The organism is Pseudomonas sp. SJZ080, from assembly GCF_007828295.1.
In the GTDB taxonomy this organism is placed as follows: domain Bacteria; phylum Pseudomonadota; class Gammaproteobacteria; order Pseudomonadales; family Pseudomonadaceae; genus Aquipseudomonas; species Aquipseudomonas migulae_A.
The window spans coordinates 88,609-104,910 of sequence record NZ_VIUK01000023.1; the positions used below are offsets into that span (position 1 = coordinate 88,609).

Here is a 16,302-nt window from a genome sequence, read left to right on the forward strand (position 1 = left end):
TGCAACGGTCTTTCGTGTCGACCACGCGGTGTAATACCGCCAATCTGCTTGCGCGAAAAGCCTACGACCTGACCGCTCGATCCAGAGGTTGTCGTTTTCCTGACGGCCGACTCAGAGCTTGGCAATCGAGACCTCGGTGGATTTGACGAACGCGATCACCTCGCTCCCCACCTTCAATGCTTGCACAAAACCTGTAGGAGCCGGCTTGCTGGCGATGGCGTTCTGGCCGGCGCCATCGCTGGCAAGCCAGGCTCCTACAGAGGTTGTGGGGTGTTCGGTATTGGCGGCTCCTACAAGAGGTCGTGGGGTGTTCGGTATTGGCGGGCTTGCACAAAACCTGTAGGAGCCGGCTTGCTGGCGATGGCGTTCTCGCGGGCGCCATCGCCAGCAAGCCGGCTCCTACAGAGGTCGTCGTTTGTTCGGTATTGGGGGGGCATACACAAAACCCGTAGGCGCCGGCTTGCTGGCGATGGCGATCCCCGCTGGATATCGATTCGATCTGTTAAACACGCCCGTGTTTAAAAGCCTCACCGGTTACTTCACGAAAGCTACAGCGCCTTGCGTCATTGCCTACGGTTACGCCAGAATCCGCCGGCTTGTGCGCCTTGGGCCCGGGTTCTATCGTTGGTCGGTCGCTGAAAAAACAGTGATCGGGTTTGGTAGCCCGGATATATGAGGTGTACGGCATCATCATTTGCAGCGTTTTTTCTCTGCATTATGGTGGCCATGCACAGGGCGTCTTCGGGCGCGCCGGTTTCCTCATATCCCGGTCTACCAACCTGCGTATGGCCACCACCCCTCGTTTGGTAGCGAGGCTGATGGCTCCTTTTTTACGATATGAGGAGTTCGATCCATGTTCAAAGTAACGCCCAACCCGCCAGAAACCGATCCGACATCCCCCTCCGAAAATTTCGACCCGGAAAACCCCGACGAAACCTCGGACCGCATCCCCTCCCACGCCGACATCCGTGCTACCCCACGCACACCGAGCACGATGTACACCCTCGATCCACACATCAACACCGAAGACCTGCTGGGACACGCGTGCGAATCACTGGCCTCAGCCCATGTCATGACCATGGATCTGGCGGACCGTACGCTCGGGCCGAGTCGCAATACCCTGCTGGGCATTGCCCAAGTGATCATGCTGGGCGAACTCAACGTGAATCGGGCGCTGGATCAACTCGATCCGATCGAGTAGCCGCCGCCCTGTGGCGAGGGCGTGTTCCCTCGTCGCGACCACTGACCGAATCACTTGATCCGATAATGAAAGGTATTGCGCACCGCCGGCACCGAAACCACCTGGCCGTCGACGACTTTCGGCTGATAACGGAAGGTGTTGGCCGCCGCTAACGAGGGACGCATGAACAGCGGATGACAGCCGTCGAGCACCTTGGGGTTCTCAACCTTGCCCTGCGGGTTGACCGTATATTCCACGGTGCAATCGCCTTCGATGTTCTTGTCCAGCGCCCGTTGCGGGTAGTCCGGTGCTTCCTTGCTCAAGGGCAAATACTGGCGGCTGTTGGCAGCGGCCTGTGCCGTTTGTTGACGGGCGCGATCCGCGTTCAGGCGTGCCTGTTCGGCTTGTTGCGCCTGTTGCACTTGCTGTTCGGCGAGACGCTGTCGTTCAGCGTCGCGGGTGCGCTTTTCCGTTTCCAGCCGCTGGCGTTGTTGCTCGGCCTGAAGGTCGCGTTTTTTGTCTTCGACACGCTTGCGCGCCAACGCCGCCTGCTCGAGTTTTTGCGCCTGGATCTGTGGATCGACGACGGGTTTGGCGGGCGCAGCAATCGCCGGTTCTGGCGGTGTCGGTTCGACCAACGCCGGTGTCGGCTCAGGCGCCAGGGGCTGCAGTGCCGGCGGCAACATCACCAGTTGAGCTCTCAGCACGGAAGGCGGCTCGACGCGCGGTTTCTCCGGCGACCAACCGTGCACCAGCAACGCGAGGACGGCCGCGTGCAACGCCACCGCCAGGCTCGCCGCCAGACTGTTCTGCCAGAACCCGCTGCGAATACTGGGCGGCAACGTCATCGAAGGACTGTGCATGATCATTGCCGTCATTGCGGGGCCTCGGTCACCAGCCCGAGATTGCTGACGCCGCCCTGCTGCAGCGCCGCCATGGCCGCGACGACGCTGCCATAACCGGCGTCCTTGTCGGCGCGGATGTAAACCTGTGTGTCGTGCCGTTCGGTGACGATTTGCGCGACCTTCGCGCGCATGTCATCGAGGGTCACGGCGCTGTCGGTCTGATGCTGGGTGTCGAGCTCGCTGCCGACATTCCAGTAGTAGCCACCCTCGGCTTTCACCGACAACGTGAGGATTTGCTGACGCGCGTCAGTGGCCAGGGCTTCACTGGCGACCTTGGGCAGTTCGATCTTTACGCCTTGGGTCAGCATTGGCGCCGTGACCATGAAAATCACCAGCAGCACCAACATCACGTCGATGTACGGCACCACGTTCATCTCGGCTTTTGGCCCATGTTTGCGTTGCGGTTTGATCAGCATTTTCACGCTCCTCTCAGGCGGCGACGGCCAGGTTCATCGGCGTGCCGTGCAGCGTGCGATGCAGGCGCACTTGCAATTCATTACCGAAGGCGTAGTAGCGCGTGAGCAACGTCTGGCTGCGCGAGGAAAAACGGTTGTAGGCAATCACCGCCGGAATCGCCGCAAACAAGCCAATGGCCGTGGCGATCAACGCTTCGGCAATGCCGGGCGCCACGGTCGACAGCGTCGCTTGCTGGACCTGAGACAAGCCGAGGAAGGAGTTCATGATCCCCCATACCGTGCCAAACAGGCCGATGTAAGGGCTGACCGAGCCGACCGTGGCGAGGAACTGCAAGCCTTTTTCCAGTTGCACTTCCTGCTCGCTGATCGCCACATACAGCGCACGCTCGACACCTTCGAGCACTACCTCGGCTGCATTACCCCCGCGTTGATCCAGATGAGTGAATTCCTGAAGCCCGGCGTGAAAAATCGGTTCCACACCGCTCTCGCTACCCGCCGTTTCCCGGTACAGCGGCTGCAGATCCGACGCGCCGCGAAAGCGCTGCACAAAGGCGTTCATCTGCCGCTCGCGCTGCTGTAACACGCGACCGCGCTGGATGATCAGGTACCAACTGAGCAACGACGCCAGCAACAGGGTGAGCATGACCGCCTTGACCAACAGACTGGCGTCGCTGATCAGCCCCCAGATCGTCATGTGTTCGAGCGTGGCCTGCATGGTGAAACTCCTTGTGTGGTGCTCCCCGGCCGTCGATGCGCGAAGGCCGTTGGGCTATTGGATGAAAGTGGGATGACAGGTTGATGACTGGCCCGGATCAAGGAAGCTTCAGGGCTTGAGTGACCTCGGTCCAAGGCACGAATTTGAAGTTTTGCGTCTGTTCGGGCATGCGTTTACGGCCGTCCTGCACCACCAGCAGGCCCTTGCTCCAGGGCCCGCCGAGGTTCGCCGAAGTGACTTCCAGCCCGTCGGTTTCCGACGCGCCATCGATGCCGAGCACGGCGTTCAGACCGACACGAAAGGCGCCGCGCGCTGCGAACGGCGGCTCGGCGTCCAGCACCAGGTAGCTGTCGTTGCCCTGGCTTGAGATCACCAGATAATCGCGAGCCTCACTTTGATACAGCGCCAGACCTTCAACGTCGGCATGCAGTTGTGGGCCGACCTTGATGACGCTGGTCAATGTCGCCGGTTGATCGGCGCGGGCATCCACCGCCCAGACGCCGACATCTTCTTCACCCAGAAACAGCCGCTGACGTTGGTCGTCGGCCACGCAGCCTTCGGGTTGGCTGTCGACCTTGAACTGACGCGCCAACTCACCTTGCACGGTGCCGTTCGGTGCGCTCAAACGGTATTGCAGGAACGTGCCGTCCTTGCCGTTGGCGATGGCGTAGAGCTCGCCACTGGCGGGCTGGAACAGGCAGATGCCGTAGATTTCCCTGAGCGGTGTGGCGATCTCGCCGGCTTCGCGTAGCTCGCCACTGCGGCGATCGATGCTGAACAGGCTGAGGCTGTTACGATCGCGGTTGCTGGCGACGGCGAGGTCGACGGTCTGTTGTCCGAGTTTGAAATTCGCTCGGACATCGACGTTATTCAGGCGCCCGACCGGCAACTCTTGCAGCAACTTGCCTTGCAGGTCATACGCCAGCAACCCCTGCTTTTTATTGGTGCCGAGTATGCGGCTCAGCGAGGGTTGCTGCGGGTGAATCCAGATCGCCGGATCATCCGCCGCATCGCCCTGACGCCCGACCGGATCGCTCTGGCTGAGTGCTTTCACATTCGGCAGCACCGGCGCCAACGGTATCGGTGTCGGCTGCCAGTTCAGCTCGCCCTGATACAAACGACCGTCGTCATCGTCGCGCAGGAGTATTTGCAGGCCTTTGGCGGTCGGGCGCAGGGCGAGGTTTTCCGGTTCCTTCAAACCTGGCAGCGCAATACTGCCTTCAGCGATCCAGCGTTCGCCTTGCTGTTGATAGACATGCAACTGCCCCGACTTCGGGTCCAGCGCTACGATGCCACCCGGCACCAAAGCCATGGCGCCAGCGGTTTTTTTGATCTCGCCGAACGGTTCCCGCATGTCCACCGGCGTGCGGGTGACATCGGCTTCTGGATGCGCCGGATACGCCCACCAACCGACATTCTCTTCGTTGACCACCAACAGATTGGCGCCGTCGTCGACCTGACAATCCGTGGCCGACGGTGGCAGCGGCAACCCGCGCACCCGTTGTGGTTGCGCGTTGAGCGTCGCGTCGTTACCCACCAGCCATTGCTCGCCCTTGCCCTCCTCGCCCACCAGAAACAGGAACAGGTTGCTGGCCTCGTCGCGATACAGGCACAGGCCGTTCACCGGGTAATCCCGCGTCGGCAGATACACCGGCTGACCCCAACTGCGCTTGTCCGGATCGAGACTGACCAACAACGCTTGCTGACGACTGTTGTCCAGGCTTGCAACCACTACTTGCCGGCCGGTGGCGCGACTGTCCACGCCACTGAACGATCCCTTCAAACGCGCCAGCTCCTGGCCTTGCGCATTCAACAGCAGCAAGCCGTCGCGTTCGCTGGAGGCCAGGCGTTCGGTGCCGGACAGAAACGCCATGGCATCGATTGACAGATTCGGCGCCCAGGGCGTCAGGGTCAGGCTTGGGGTAGCGGCCATTAACGGGCTGGTGGTCAGGCTGATCAAAACGGCCAGCCAGTGTTTTAAAGAAATACTCATGAATGTCCTTGTCCTGGAATCGTGTAACGGCTATCGCCAGCAAGCCGGCTCCTACAAAAAGCAGGGCTCAGAAGTGGGTGAAGGTCAGGCCGAGCTTGTAGGTCGGGCCGTATTCTTCGTACTGGCCGTTATAGGAGCGATGGCCGGTGTAGACGAAATATGGCTCGTCGGTGAGGTTCTGCGCTTCGAAGCTGACTTGCAGGTTTTTGGTCAGCGAGTAACGGGCACTGAAATCGATAAAGGTCTGGGCATCGACGTGCAGGTCGTGGGCCTTGTCGTTGATCGACGCCAGCTCAAAGAGGTAATCAGACTTGTAGTTGGCCGACAGGCGCAGGCTCAGCTTGTCGTCTTCCCAGCCGAGCATCAGGTTGCCGACCGTGTCGGACTGGTTGGGCAAATCGATGCTGCGCTTGCGGTTGATGCCACTGGCGGCGTCAAAGCCTTTGATCTCGGCATCCGATCGGCTGAAGGTGGTGTTGGCGCCAATCAGCAGGCCGTTCCAGGGCGCCGGCAGCCAGTCGAATTTCTGTGAGTACGCCAGCTCCAGACCATAGAGCTTGGCGCTGTCACCGTTGGCGAACGTGTGAGCTTCGGAGAAGTCGACCCAGGCACCCGTGCCAGCCAGATCGGTGTTGTAGACGAAGTTCTTGATGTCCTTGTAGAACACGAACGCCGAGACGGTGCCGGCGCGGCCCATGTAGTGCTCGATGCCGAGATCGAGGTTGCTCGATTCCAGCGGTTTGAGTTCCGGGTTGCCAAACGTGGCTTCGTCATCGTCGATGACAAACCCTGGCGCCAGTTGGCCGAAGGTCGGGCGCACCACGGATTTGGTCCACGCGGCGCGAACCTGGGTGTTCTTGTCCAGTTGATAGCGCGCATGCAGGCCCGGCAGCCAGTGGTGATACTTGCGTTTGGTGTCAGTGGACGTGAACGCGCCATCGGTCACGCCGGTGCCTTTGGCTTCGAACTCGGTGCCCTCGTAGCGCAGGCCGGCGATGAAGCGCCAGTCGTCGATATCGATGGTGTTCATCAGATAGCCGGCGTTGATGTCTTCGCTGATCTTGAAGTCGTTGACCCGCGATTCGACCTCGTCATAGAAGTCCGCCTGATTGAGGCCGCCGATCAACTGCTTGATCGCACTGCCGCTGATCCCCGGGCCGAACTGGCCGAGGCGATAGTCCACGGTGCCTTTGGTGAAGTGCGACAGGTTGAGCTGATCATCGCTGAAACCCAGGTCGTCGAAATCCTCATAGACCCAGGCATCGAGGTCGTTGTCCTTGTTGCGCCGGCTGACCTTGCCGCCGAATTTGACCTGGGACGCATAGCCTTTGAAGTCGTAATCCCGGGCCAGGTCCAGGCGCAGGTTTTTCTCGGTGTCGGTGGTTTTCTGCTTTTCCCACTCGACCTTGTCGAGGCTGAAATTGGCCGGGTCGTAGAAGGCCTGGCCAATGATCGGCCGTGGTTTGTCCTTGTCGTAGAAACCGCTGTCGGCAAAGTCATCTATACCGGTGAACGCAGCGTTGGCAATGTGACCGGGGCTGTCTTCGCCGGAGCGGCTGTAGCCGGCCTGGCCACTGAGGGTCCAGAGGCCGAACATGCGCTCGCCGCCCAGGACGTAGGATTGAATCTCCTGGGTCTCTTCGCGTTGTTTGAGTTTGCGCGAGCCTTCGGCGTCGCCCAACTCGCCCGCGGCTTGCGGGTCGGCAAATTCGAAGGCGGCGGCGTTGCGTGTTTCGCTGTCCTTGTAACGGCTGTAGAGCGTGCGCAGGTAGTAGCTGCTGAGGTCATCGGGCTTGTAGTCGAAGTTCAGACCACCGCCGGCGCGTTCGCGGCTGATGTCGTAGTCGCGTTGCTCGAACTCTTCGAGTCGGGCGCCTTGCTCGAAATCCCAGGCGCCGCCGGTTTCGACGTTGTCCGAACCGAAATCGCGCTTCTGCCAGCTCAATGCGGCGGCCACACCGAAGTTGTCGATGCCGTCGCCGAGGCTGAAGCGATCACTGATGGCGCCGGAAAATTTCGGGCTGGTTTGGTGGGTGTTCTTGTCATAACTGGCTTCGCTGCTGCCGGTGTAGAACAGGCCTTTGTGATCGAATGCCGAGAGGCTTTTCACGTCGACGGTGCCGCCCAGGGAGTTGGCGTCCATGTCCGGGGTCAGGGTCTTGATCACCGACAACGACTGCACCAGCTCCGAGGGCAACACATCGAGGGCCACGGCGCGGCGTTCGCTTTCCGGCGACGGTACGAGCGTGCCGTTGATGGTCACGCTGTTGAGGTCCGGCCCGAGGCCGCGCACGCTGACAAATCGTCCTTCGCCCTGGTCGCGCTCGACACTGATCCCCGGCAGCCGCTGCACGGCTTCGGCGACGTTTTCGTCCGGCAGCTGTGCCACGCCATCCGCATGCACCACGCTCTTGATGCTGTCGGAATTGCGCTGTTCCTTGAGCGCCTGATCGATGCTTGCCGCCTGCCCCACCACTTCGACGTGTTCCGTGTTTGCGGCAGTTTCGGCGGCGTACAGGCGTTCGCTGGCCATCGCCATGGCCAATGCGGTGAGCGTAAAGCTGACGAGCCCGGCGGTGCTGCTGCGCTGGTACATGGTGTACTCCCCCAAGAGTCCGATAACGCCAGGCAAGTGACCCGGCAACTGGGAGGGCAAGCTAGGGTCGGGGGATGACGGTTCTGTGACAGGGGTGGGCGGAAAGCGGCGTAAACCGGGGGTTTTCCAGGTTTCAGGCCGGTTAATGAGCTCAAATGACCTGAGCCGGGCGCCAATCCTGTGGCGAGGGGGTTTACCCCCTTTGGAGTGCGAAGCGCTCCCCATCAAACACGCCGTGCACCTGACGGCGGTCGCTACGCGACCGAACGGGGGTAAACCCCCTCGCCACAGGTTATCGCCGGGCAGAAAAAAAAGCCGCGCCATGAGCTGATTCGACCTCCCACCCCAGTCACCCCACTGTCACAAACATCTGCTGTGCTGACGCGCATCACCTCTTCGCCAAAGGATCACGGCCATGTTCTCAGTCCTCAAACCCCATCGCTGGAAACTCGCCCTGCTGCTGTTGGCGGCGAACGCAGGGTTGCTGTTGCACCTGGCGTGCGGCGAGTTGAAAAGCATCAGCGAATGGGTCTGGCTGGACATCGTCGGCGAAGGCGGCTCGGCGCTGTTGGCATTGGTCTGGTTAGGGCTGGTACTCAAGAGTCGTCCGGCCGGTCGCGTCACCAATTACCTGGCGCTTGGCTTGAGCGGCATCTTTTTCTCCTGGTGGATCGACAGCCTCGACGAGTTCATCCGCCTGCCCGACAGCATCACCTGGGACCACTGGCTGGAGTCCGGGCCGATGCCGGTGGGCATGATTCTGCTGACCCTCGGTATCTATCACTGGCACCGCGAGCAACTGGCGATCAGTGCGCAAATGGAGAAGCGTGAAAAGCTGTTCCGCGAGCACCGGCTGTTCGACAAACTCACGCCACTGGGCGGCGCCGACTACCTCAAGCGGCAGCTGACCGAAAGCCTTGATGAGAGTCAGCGGCAACAGCAGCCGCTGTCGTTGCTGGCGCTGGACGTCGACAACTTCGCGGCCATCAACCAGACGTTCGGCCATGCCGAAGGCGACGCGGTGCTGCAGGCGCTCAGTCATTTGTTGTTGCTCAACCTGCGGCGCCAGGACTTGCTCTGCCGACTGGCCGGCGACCGCTTCGTGGTGCTGCTGCCCAACACCGGCGAAAGCCAGGCACGCCTGCTGGCGCTGGAGCTGCAACAGGCGGTTCAAGGCCTGGCACACAAAACCCGGCAACACGGCGAGCGCGTGCACCTGTCGGCCAGTACCGCAGTGGTCATGGCGGTCAACGAGGCCCCGGATGCCCTGCTCAAACGCCTCAATCTTGCGCTGGCACGGGCCAGGCAACCGTTGGCAAAAACGGCCTGAGGCGCAGTCATGACCCTGAAAACCACGTGGTACGAAACCGACAGCCGTTTCATTCCCGGGCATTACCAGCCGGCGACCCTGATTGATCTGGCATTGTCCCGGGACATCGATAGTCATCGCCTGCTGCGCGGCACCGGCCTGTTCCATGAAGACATCCTCGCCGGCCAGACCCGCCTCAGCCCGCAGCAGTTTTTCGGGCTGATCAACAACAGCCGCCGGCTGCTGGACGCCGACGACAGCAGCTTTCTGTTCGGCCAGCGCTTGCTGCCGGGGCATTACGGCCCGGCCAGCCATGCCTTGCGCCACGCGCAAAATCTGCATCAGGCCCTCGACACGCTGGTGCAGCAACAGGCGCTGCTCAGCCCGCTCGCAACGCCGCGGTTAGTGCTGGATGAAAAGCACGCCTGGTTCTATTGGCTGGACAGTTGCGGCGCGGGCGAACAATGGCGTTTTCTGCTGGAAGCGAGCATGACCTCCATCGTCGCCATGAGCCGCTCACAGAGCGGCCAACGCCTGCCGTGGGAATGCAGCTTCAGCCATGCAGAACCACGTTATGTCGAGCAATACTGGGTGCATCTGGGTGAGCACACCCAGTTCAACCGCCCACTGGACCTGATGCGCATCCCACGGGAATACCTCACGCTCGCCTGGCCCGCCGCGTCGGCCACCGCCGGCCAGGTCGCCCGTCAGGAAGCCCAGGGGCAAATCGAACAACTGGGCTTTGCCTCAAGCTTCGTCGACTGCCTCTATCGCTACCTGCAAACCCATATACGAAAGGCCCCGAGCCTTGAACAAGCCGCTCAGGCCTTCGCCATGAGCCCCGCCACCCTCAAACGCAAACTGCAAAAGCACGACACCGGTTTTCAGCAACAGGTGGATCGGGTGCGCAAGCATGTAGCGCTGTACCTGTATCAGATCAAAGGGTTCAGTAACGAGGAAGTCGCAGAGTATTTGAGCTTTAACGATGCGGCGAACTTCCGGCGCTCGTTCAAGCGCTGGACCGGCAGTACACCGAACCTGATCCGACAGCTGTTCACTTCAGGTTAAGACAGGCATGAAAAAGCCCAACCTCAAAAGGCCGGGCTTTTTCATTTATTGGCGGGTATCCATCATTTTGTCAGCGAGCGCCTTGGCTCTTTCAATCAACAGATTCTGCCTGTCCTCATGAGTGGCCCCTCCTACAACGGGCGCCGTCAGATGGCTTTCCGCAATCAGCGCAGCGCAGAAATATTGATCCCAGACAGCTTTGTCCGCAGACGTCTGTGCGGTCGTTCGGTCGGCAATCATGGTGCGGCTCCTTTTGATGAAGTAGCCCTGCCAGTTTACGCCCGATTCATAACCAGCAACCGACCACCATTCGTCGCCTGGAAACGTCCGTCAAGAAATTGTAACAACCTCTGGCTCAAGCTTTGCAAACGCTGGCCGTAGCCGCCCCGGAACGACGGAATTCTGACGTGACGGCCAATCAATCAATACTTATGGACGCCAGCGATACGCTGGGTCCGTCACCGGAGATGTAACCGTGTCAACTCTCAATGAAATCGCAGCGAACCACGCGAAAATGGCGAAAAAACTGGCGGGAGAGTCGACCGAAGTGTGTGAGCGACAGCCTCAAGTGGTCGGTGGATTTGCAGTCACCTGCGCTGATGAACCCTCACACATGCCACTGCATTTCATCGCAGGCGTACAGGACAATCCTCCGGCAGCGGGTTACGTGCTCTGAGGTCAGGGTCTCCGGCACTTGCCCGCGTCACTGACTCGCGCTCTCCTTCGCTAATTGACAAAAGCGTGTCCATTCAATTGAGGCAAATGATGACATTTCTCAAGTGAACACCAAGGACAGGCATATGGCCGATGAAGGAAAGGTACGAGATTCATTTTGTGGCCGGCGGGTGCAAGAACATTGATTCGCGATCCGTTGTGTTTTTCCAGCTTTGTGTTGCCTGTGCGGGCGCTATCGCTGGCAAGCCAGCTCCAGGTTTTGTGTCGCGTAATAGTAGGGATCACGCAAAACCTGTAGGAGCCGGCTTGCCGGCGATGGATTCAAGCGCCCCGCGTTTAACCAGTGCGCACGCGTTATCGTTAACGATCATCGCTGGCAAAGCCAGCTCCTACAGGGAAAACGCGTACGGCGACAGGTCAGGCCGGTCCTAAATACCAGCCCCACGCCTCGCCGTTGTATCGGGTGATTTGCTTGGTCTCGCGGTAATTGTTGTAGCCCCACTCGCCCAGTTCACGCCCGATACCACTCTGCTTGTAGCCGCCCCAAGGGGCCTCGACAAAAGTCGGTTGCGAGCAGTTGACCCAGACGATCCCGGCGCGAAAGCGTCGGGCCACGCGTTCACAACGCGGGATATCGCGGGACATGACCGCGGCCGCCAGACCAAAGGGCGAATCGTTGGCCAGGCGAATCGCTTCGGCTTCGCTGTCGAAGGCACGCAGGCAGACCACCGGGCCGAAGATCTCCTCGCGCCACACCGTACTGTGCTCCGGCACATCGGCGAATATCGCCGGGGTCAGGTAATAACCCTTCTGCAGATGGGCCGGACGTGTTCCGCCGGACACCAGCCGCGCGCCCTCTTGCTGACCGGTCGCAATGGCGTCGAGCACCTTGTCCAATTGCCCCTGACTGACCAGTGGCCCGAGTTTCACACCCTCGGTAAAGCCTTGGCCAATATGGATTTGCTCGGTGGCTTCGATCAGACGCTCCAACAGTGCCGGATACAAGGCACGCTCCACCAACACTCGAGACGTGGCTGAACAGACCTGGCCCTGGTTCCAGAAAATCCCGAACAGAATCCACTCCACCGCCGCGTCGAGGTCACTGTCGGCGAAGATCACGAACGGCGATTTACCGCCCAGTTCCAGGCTGATGTTTTTGATCTCGGCCGCCGCCGCTTGCATGATCTTGCGCCCGGTCGGCACGCTGCCGGTGAAGGCGATCTTGTCGACGTCCGGGTGCTCGGCCAGCGGCGCACCGGCCTCACGCCCCAGTCCGCTGACCACGTTCAACACCCCGGCGGGCAAGCCGGCCTGATCGGCAATCGTTGCCAATTCAAGAGCAGTCAACGGCGTCAGTTCCGACGGTTTGAGCACCACCGTGCAGCCCGCCGCCAGCGCCGGAGCGACTTTCCACGACGCCATCAGCATCGGGAAATTCCAGGGGATGATCGCGGCGACCACGCCGACCGGTTCCTTGATCACCGAAGAATTGAAGCGCTCATCGGGCACGCTGATCGACTGCTCGCTTTGCTGGTCCGCGCCTTCGGCGAGCCCGGCATAGAAATCGAAACAACCCGCGGTGTCGGCGATGTCCCACTGCGCTTCCGGCAGGGGCTTGCCGTTGTCGCGCACTTCGATGGCGGCCAGTTCGTCCTGACGCGCACGAATGCCGTCAGCGATTCGCCGCAGGACCTGCGCTCGCTGCGCCCCCGTCCAGCGCGGCCAGTCACCTTCGTCGAACGCCTTGCGCGCGGCGACGACGGCCAGGTCGATGTCTTCCACCGTGGCGGCAGCGACCTGTGCCAGCACCGATTCATCGCTCGGGTCAAACGTCTGGAAAACGCCACGCTGCACTGGCGCGATCCACTCGCCGCCGATATACAGCCGTTGATAGTCACGCATGACAAACTCCTTCATTCACCGGCTGCTCCAGCCGAACATTCTCCAGGCGACTGAACGCATCCACCCGCACCCCGCTGCCCACGCTCACCCCCGGCCCGAACACCACGCAAGGCTCGATGTGCACGTCCGTGGCCAGTTGCGTATCGGCACTGAAAAACACCGTGTCCGCCGCCACCAGGCTGACACCGGACTGCATGACTGAACGGCGTCGACGCTGCTGGAAACGCTGCTCGGCCGCATGCAATTGCTCGCGATCATTGACCCCGAGCACGTCGTCTTCATCCACTTCCACCGCCGTGACCGGCAGGCTGGCGCTGTTGGCCACTGCCACGGCATCGGTGAGGTAAAACTCGCCTTGCGCATTCTGGTTGCCGATCCGGTCCAGCAGCCACAGACAAGTGTCGGCACGCAAACCCATGACGCCGCCATTGCAGAAGTTGACCTCAAGCTCTTGCGGGCTGGCGTCCCTGGCTTCGCGAATGGCCAGCAAGCGCCCCTCCTCCACCAGCAATCGTCCGTAAGGCTCCGGCTGTGCGGTGTGAAATCCCGCGACCGCCACGGCGGCACCGTCGATCAGTGCCTGACGCAGTCGTAACAAGGTCTGCGCGCTGATCAAGGGTGAATCGCCAAACAGCACCAGCACGCAACCCTGTTCATGGGCCTGCAACGCGGGCCGGGCGGCAAGCAGCGCATGGGCCGTGCCCAACTGCGCTTGCTGGGTAAACGTCCGCGCAGCCGGCGCTGCCTGTTTCAAGTAATCGGCAACCACCCGACTGCCTGCGCCCAACACCACCGCACATTGATCGATAGCCGCCGCCTCGACCGCCGCCAGTACATGGCCGAGCAGCGGCCGATTACCCACCGGGTGCATGACTTTCGGCAGCGGCGAACGCATGCGGGTGCCCTGCCCGGCAGCGAGAATCACCGCCAGGGTCGGCCAGGAAATGTTGTCGCTCATTGCGACCCTCCCAATGAGTCAAGCCTGATCGCGATAGAACACGTCGTCGGCATACGGATACCACCAGTCCTGAATTTTCGGCTGGTGATCGATGATGACCATTTTCGAGCGCCGGAACGCTTCAAGGCCCTGACGTCCGAGTTCGCGTCCCAGGCCGGACATCTTCCAGCCGCCAAACGGCAACGCATCGTTGTCGATCAGTGGGTTGTTGACCCAGACCATTCCGGCTTCGAGACGCTCGGCAGCCTCCATGGCTTCGGCAAGGTCGGTGGAAAACAGTGAGGCGCCCAGACCGAACGGTGAATCATTGGCCAGCCGCACCGCTTCGTCGAAATCGCTGACACGGCAGATCGCCGCGACGGGGCCGAAACACTCTTCCTGGAGAATCGCCATGTCAGCGGTCACACCGGTGAGGATGGTCGGCTCATAGAACCAGCCCACGCTGTGCTGTGGCGGAATCCGCCCACCGCAGACCAGCGTCGCGCCTTTGGCCAGGGCGTCGTCGACCAGGCGCATGACTTTATTGCGCGCGGCTTCGCTGACCATCGGCCCGATTTCCGTACGCTCCAGACCATGGCCGATGCGCAAGGCGCGGGTGCGTTCAGCGAACTTAGCGACGAACTCATCGTGGATCTCATCGACCACGTAGAAGCGCTCAGCCGAGGTGCAAATCTGCCCGCTCAGGTGGAACGCGGCGGTCACCGCCCCTGCCGCCGCGACGTCCAGCGGCGCATGTCTGGAGATGATCAGCGGGTCGCTGCCACCGGCCTCGATCACGCACGGTTTCATCTGTTCGGCACACGCCACTGCCACCGCTTTGCCGGCCGCCACGCTGCCGGTAAAGGCGACCGCGTGAGTGCCGGTCGACTTCACCAGCAACTGCGCCGTCACCGCATCGCCCGGCACACAAGACACCAGCCCCGGCAGCAACGAGGTGAAATGCTCCATGAATTTGAGCGTGCACAGGGTCGTGGCTTCCGCCGGTTTGACGATGCAGGCATTGCCCGCGGCCAACGAGGCAGCGACCGTCCAGCACATCAACAGGATCGGAAAGTTGAACGGCATGATGTGCACGCTGACGCCATACGGCTCATAGCGCACATGCTGGAACGAGCCGATCTGCGTGGTGCCGGCAACCTTGCCGGCATCGTCACGGGCCATTTCCGCGTAGTAGCGAAAGATCGGCGCGCAGTTGGCCAGTTCGCCCATGGCTTCGGGAAACGGCTTGCCCATTTCCAGGGTCATCAACCGTGCTACTTCACGGTTGCAGGCGACGTCTTGTTCGATGGCGTTGGCCAGCGCGTGCAAAAGTGCGGCGCGGCTTTTCGCGTCGATCAGCCGCCACTGTTTCTGCGCGGCGGTGGCGGCATCGACGGCGGCCTGCACGTCCGCTTCGCCGCACAGGCCGACCTGCCCGACAGGTTGCAGCGTTGCCGGGTCGAGCACTTCGCGCGCGCGGGCATTCGTCAGCGGCAGGTATTCAGAGTTGATGAAACGCAGTGCAGTGTCAGTGTTGAACGTGGCCATGGGGTAATCCTTGAACCAATCGATAAGGGGTCTCGCGCAAAGCTGCGAGAGTCGCGGGCGGCAGCTCATCGCGCCAGCCCGGCACATGCCCGTTGAGCCAGGCGCGCAGCGGTGCAAAGGCCTCGGCCTCCAGCGCCCGGACAAACAAACCCAGGGTGCGCGGCAAATGCGCCAGGTAACCGTGCTTGCCATCGCGGCCCGCCAGGCGCACAAAAATCCCCAGCACCTTGGCGTGACGCTGAGCGGCCAGCCGCCGGTAATCCTCGAGAAAACGCGGTGCATCAAGCTCCGGGCGCTGCATCAGGTAGTGCGTCAGCAGCGCCACGCGCAACGCTTCGGACACGTCACGGCGTGCGTCTTCGAGCAACGACATCAAGTCGTACGCCGCCGCACCGATCAGTGCGTCCTGAAAATCCAGCAGGCCGCAGGCCGCAACGCCTTCGCGGCCTTCGAGCAGCATCAGGTTGTCGACGTGGAAGTCACGCAACACCAGCGCTTCGCGACGTTGCGCGACATCGCGGCAAGCCTCGGCGAACAGCGCCAGGTAGGACTCGCGCAGCTCCAGCGCCGCCTCCTTGCCAATCAGCAACGGCACGTACCAATCGATAAACAGCGCACACTCGTCACTCAGTTGCCGGGCGTCGTAAGGCGGTATTTCCGTCGTCGATGGCGCACGGTGCAACGCCACCAGCGCGTCGATCGCCAAGCGATACAGCGCCGCTTCCGGATGCCCGGCTGCGAGTAGTCGGGTGTAGGTGTCGTGACCGAAATCCTCGATCAACGCCAGCCCCGCCGCCTCGTCGACCTGCAGCAAGGCCGGCGCGGAAAGCCCCAGTCCGTGCAAGTGCCGGGCAACGTGGACAAACGGACCGATCGGCTCGCTGTGCGGGGGCGAATCCATCAGCAACAGGCCTTCACCGTCCAAGCGGAAATAGCGCCGGGTCGAGGCATCCGCCGGCAGCGCGATCAGTTGTGCCTCGGCGAAGCCGGCACGCGCCAGGAAGGCTGCGCGCTGGTCCTCGCGGGTTGGCGTTGACGCACGTGTCTCAGTCATGGCA

15 protein-coding genes and 1 pseudogene are annotated in these 16,302 nt (G+C 61.5%); 5 read left to right on the forward strand and 11 right to left on the reverse strand.

Features of this window, described 5'->3' with window-relative positions; translation table 11 throughout:
- Positions 1-111 precede the first annotated feature (111 nt).
- Positions 112-177, reverse strand: a pseudogene (locus tag FBY04_RS25095) (transporter); the annotation flags it as partial.
- 495 nt (positions 178-672) lie between these two features.
- Between FBY04_RS25095 and FBY04_RS33330 the strand changes: the two are divergent.
- Both FBY04_RS33330 and FBY04_RS25100 read left to right on the forward strand, forming a co-directional pair.
- Positions 673-810 (forward strand): ash family protein, encoded by a 138-nt coding sequence (locus FBY04_RS33330; protein WP_159439527.1) that lies wholly within the window; start codon positions 673-675, stop codon positions 808-810.
- Between the two features lie 43 nt (positions 811-853).
- Entirely contained in the window at positions 854-1,201 is a 348-nt protein-coding gene (locus tag FBY04_RS25100) for a DUF6124 family protein (RefSeq protein ID WP_084323427.1), read from the forward strand.
- Positions 1,202-1,251: 50 nt separating this feature from the next.
- Here FBY04_RS25100 and FBY04_RS25105 read toward each other — a convergent pair whose 3' ends face one another.
- From FBY04_RS25105 to FBY04_RS25125, 5 genes are all read right to left on the reverse strand, one after another.
- Entirely contained in the window at positions 1,252-2,058 is an 807-nt protein-coding gene (locus tag FBY04_RS25105) for an energy transducer TonB (protein WP_145317684.1), read from the reverse strand.
- Positions 2,055-2,501, reverse strand: a complete 447-nt coding sequence (gene tolR / locus FBY04_RS25110) for a protein TolR (RefSeq protein WP_145317688.1) — start codon at positions 2,499-2,501, stop codon at positions 2,055-2,057. Before tolR ends, FBY04_RS25105 begins: the two co-directional genes overlap by 4 nt.
- Positions 2,502-2,514: 13 nt before the next feature.
- Positions 2,515-3,216 (reverse strand): protein TolQ, encoded by a 702-nt coding sequence (gene tolQ / locus FBY04_RS25115; RefSeq protein ID WP_145317692.1) that lies wholly within the window; start codon positions 3,214-3,216, stop codon positions 2,515-2,517.
- A gap of 97 nt (positions 3,217-3,313) precedes the next feature.
- Complete coding sequence (locus FBY04_RS25120; RefSeq protein ID WP_145317695.1) at positions 3,314-5,209, reverse strand: phytase; 1,896 nt, start codon at positions 5,207-5,209, stop codon at positions 3,314-3,316.
- Positions 5,210-5,276: 67 nt separating this feature from the next.
- Positions 5,277-7,805 (reverse strand): TonB-dependent receptor, encoded by a 2,529-nt coding sequence (locus tag FBY04_RS25125; RefSeq protein WP_145317698.1) that lies wholly within the window; start codon positions 7,803-7,805, stop codon positions 5,277-5,279.
- Between the two features lie 415 nt (positions 7,806-8,220).
- On the opposite strand from FBY04_RS25125, the gene FBY04_RS25135 reads away from it, so the two are divergent.
- Positions 8,221-9,135, forward strand: a complete 915-nt coding sequence (locus FBY04_RS25135) for a GGDEF domain-containing protein (RefSeq protein ID WP_084323421.1) — start codon at positions 8,221-8,223, stop codon at positions 9,133-9,135.
- Between the two features lie 9 nt (positions 9,136-9,144).
- Positions 9,145-10,182 carry an AraC family transcriptional regulator gene (locus tag FBY04_RS25140; RefSeq protein WP_145317704.1) on the forward strand — a complete coding sequence of 346 codons (1,038 nt, stop codon included), beginning with the start codon at positions 9,145-9,147 and terminating at the stop codon, positions 10,180-10,182.
- A 45-nt stretch (positions 10,183-10,227) separates the two neighbouring features.
- Here the strand turns inward: FBY04_RS25140 and FBY04_RS25145 are convergent, their stop codons facing one another.
- Complete coding sequence (locus FBY04_RS25145; RefSeq protein ID WP_084317817.1) at positions 10,228-10,422, reverse strand: hypothetical protein; 195 nt, start codon at positions 10,420-10,422, stop codon at positions 10,228-10,230.
- Between the two features lie 235 nt (positions 10,423-10,657).
- Here FBY04_RS25145 and FBY04_RS25150 point away from each other — a divergent pair, with 235 nt between their 5' ends.
- The gene (locus FBY04_RS25150; protein WP_145317707.1) at positions 10,658-10,858 is read left to right on the forward strand and encodes a hypothetical protein; all 201 of its coding nucleotides are present in this window, start codon (positions 10,658-10,660) and stop codon (positions 10,856-10,858) included.
- A gap of 416 nt (positions 10,859-11,274) precedes the next feature.
- Here FBY04_RS25150 and FBY04_RS25155 read toward each other — a convergent pair whose 3' ends face one another.
- From FBY04_RS25155 to FBY04_RS25170, 4 genes are read right to left on the reverse strand one after another with little or no spacing between them, the layout of a single operon-like run.
- Positions 11,275-12,759, reverse strand: coding sequence for an aldehyde dehydrogenase family protein (locus tag FBY04_RS25155; RefSeq protein ID WP_145317709.1), 1,485 nt, complete (start codon positions 12,757-12,759; stop codon positions 11,275-11,277).
- Positions 12,752-13,717, reverse strand: a complete 966-nt coding sequence (locus tag FBY04_RS25160) for an NTP transferase domain-containing protein (RefSeq protein WP_256667160.1) — start codon at positions 13,715-13,717, stop codon at positions 12,752-12,754. The genes FBY04_RS25155 and FBY04_RS25160 overlap by 8 nt, the downstream gene beginning before the upstream one ends.
- Positions 13,718-13,735: 18 nt before the next feature.
- Complete coding sequence (locus tag FBY04_RS25165) at positions 13,736-15,244, reverse strand: aldehyde dehydrogenase (RefSeq protein WP_084317821.1); 1,509 nt, start codon at positions 15,242-15,244, stop codon at positions 13,736-13,738.
- Positions 15,225-16,298 (reverse strand): aminoglycoside phosphotransferase family protein, encoded by a 1,074-nt coding sequence (locus FBY04_RS25170; RefSeq protein ID WP_145317712.1) that lies wholly within the window; start codon positions 16,296-16,298, stop codon positions 15,225-15,227. The genes FBY04_RS25165 and FBY04_RS25170 overlap by 20 nt, the downstream gene beginning before the upstream one ends.
- Positions 16,299-16,302: the final 4 nt, after the last annotated feature.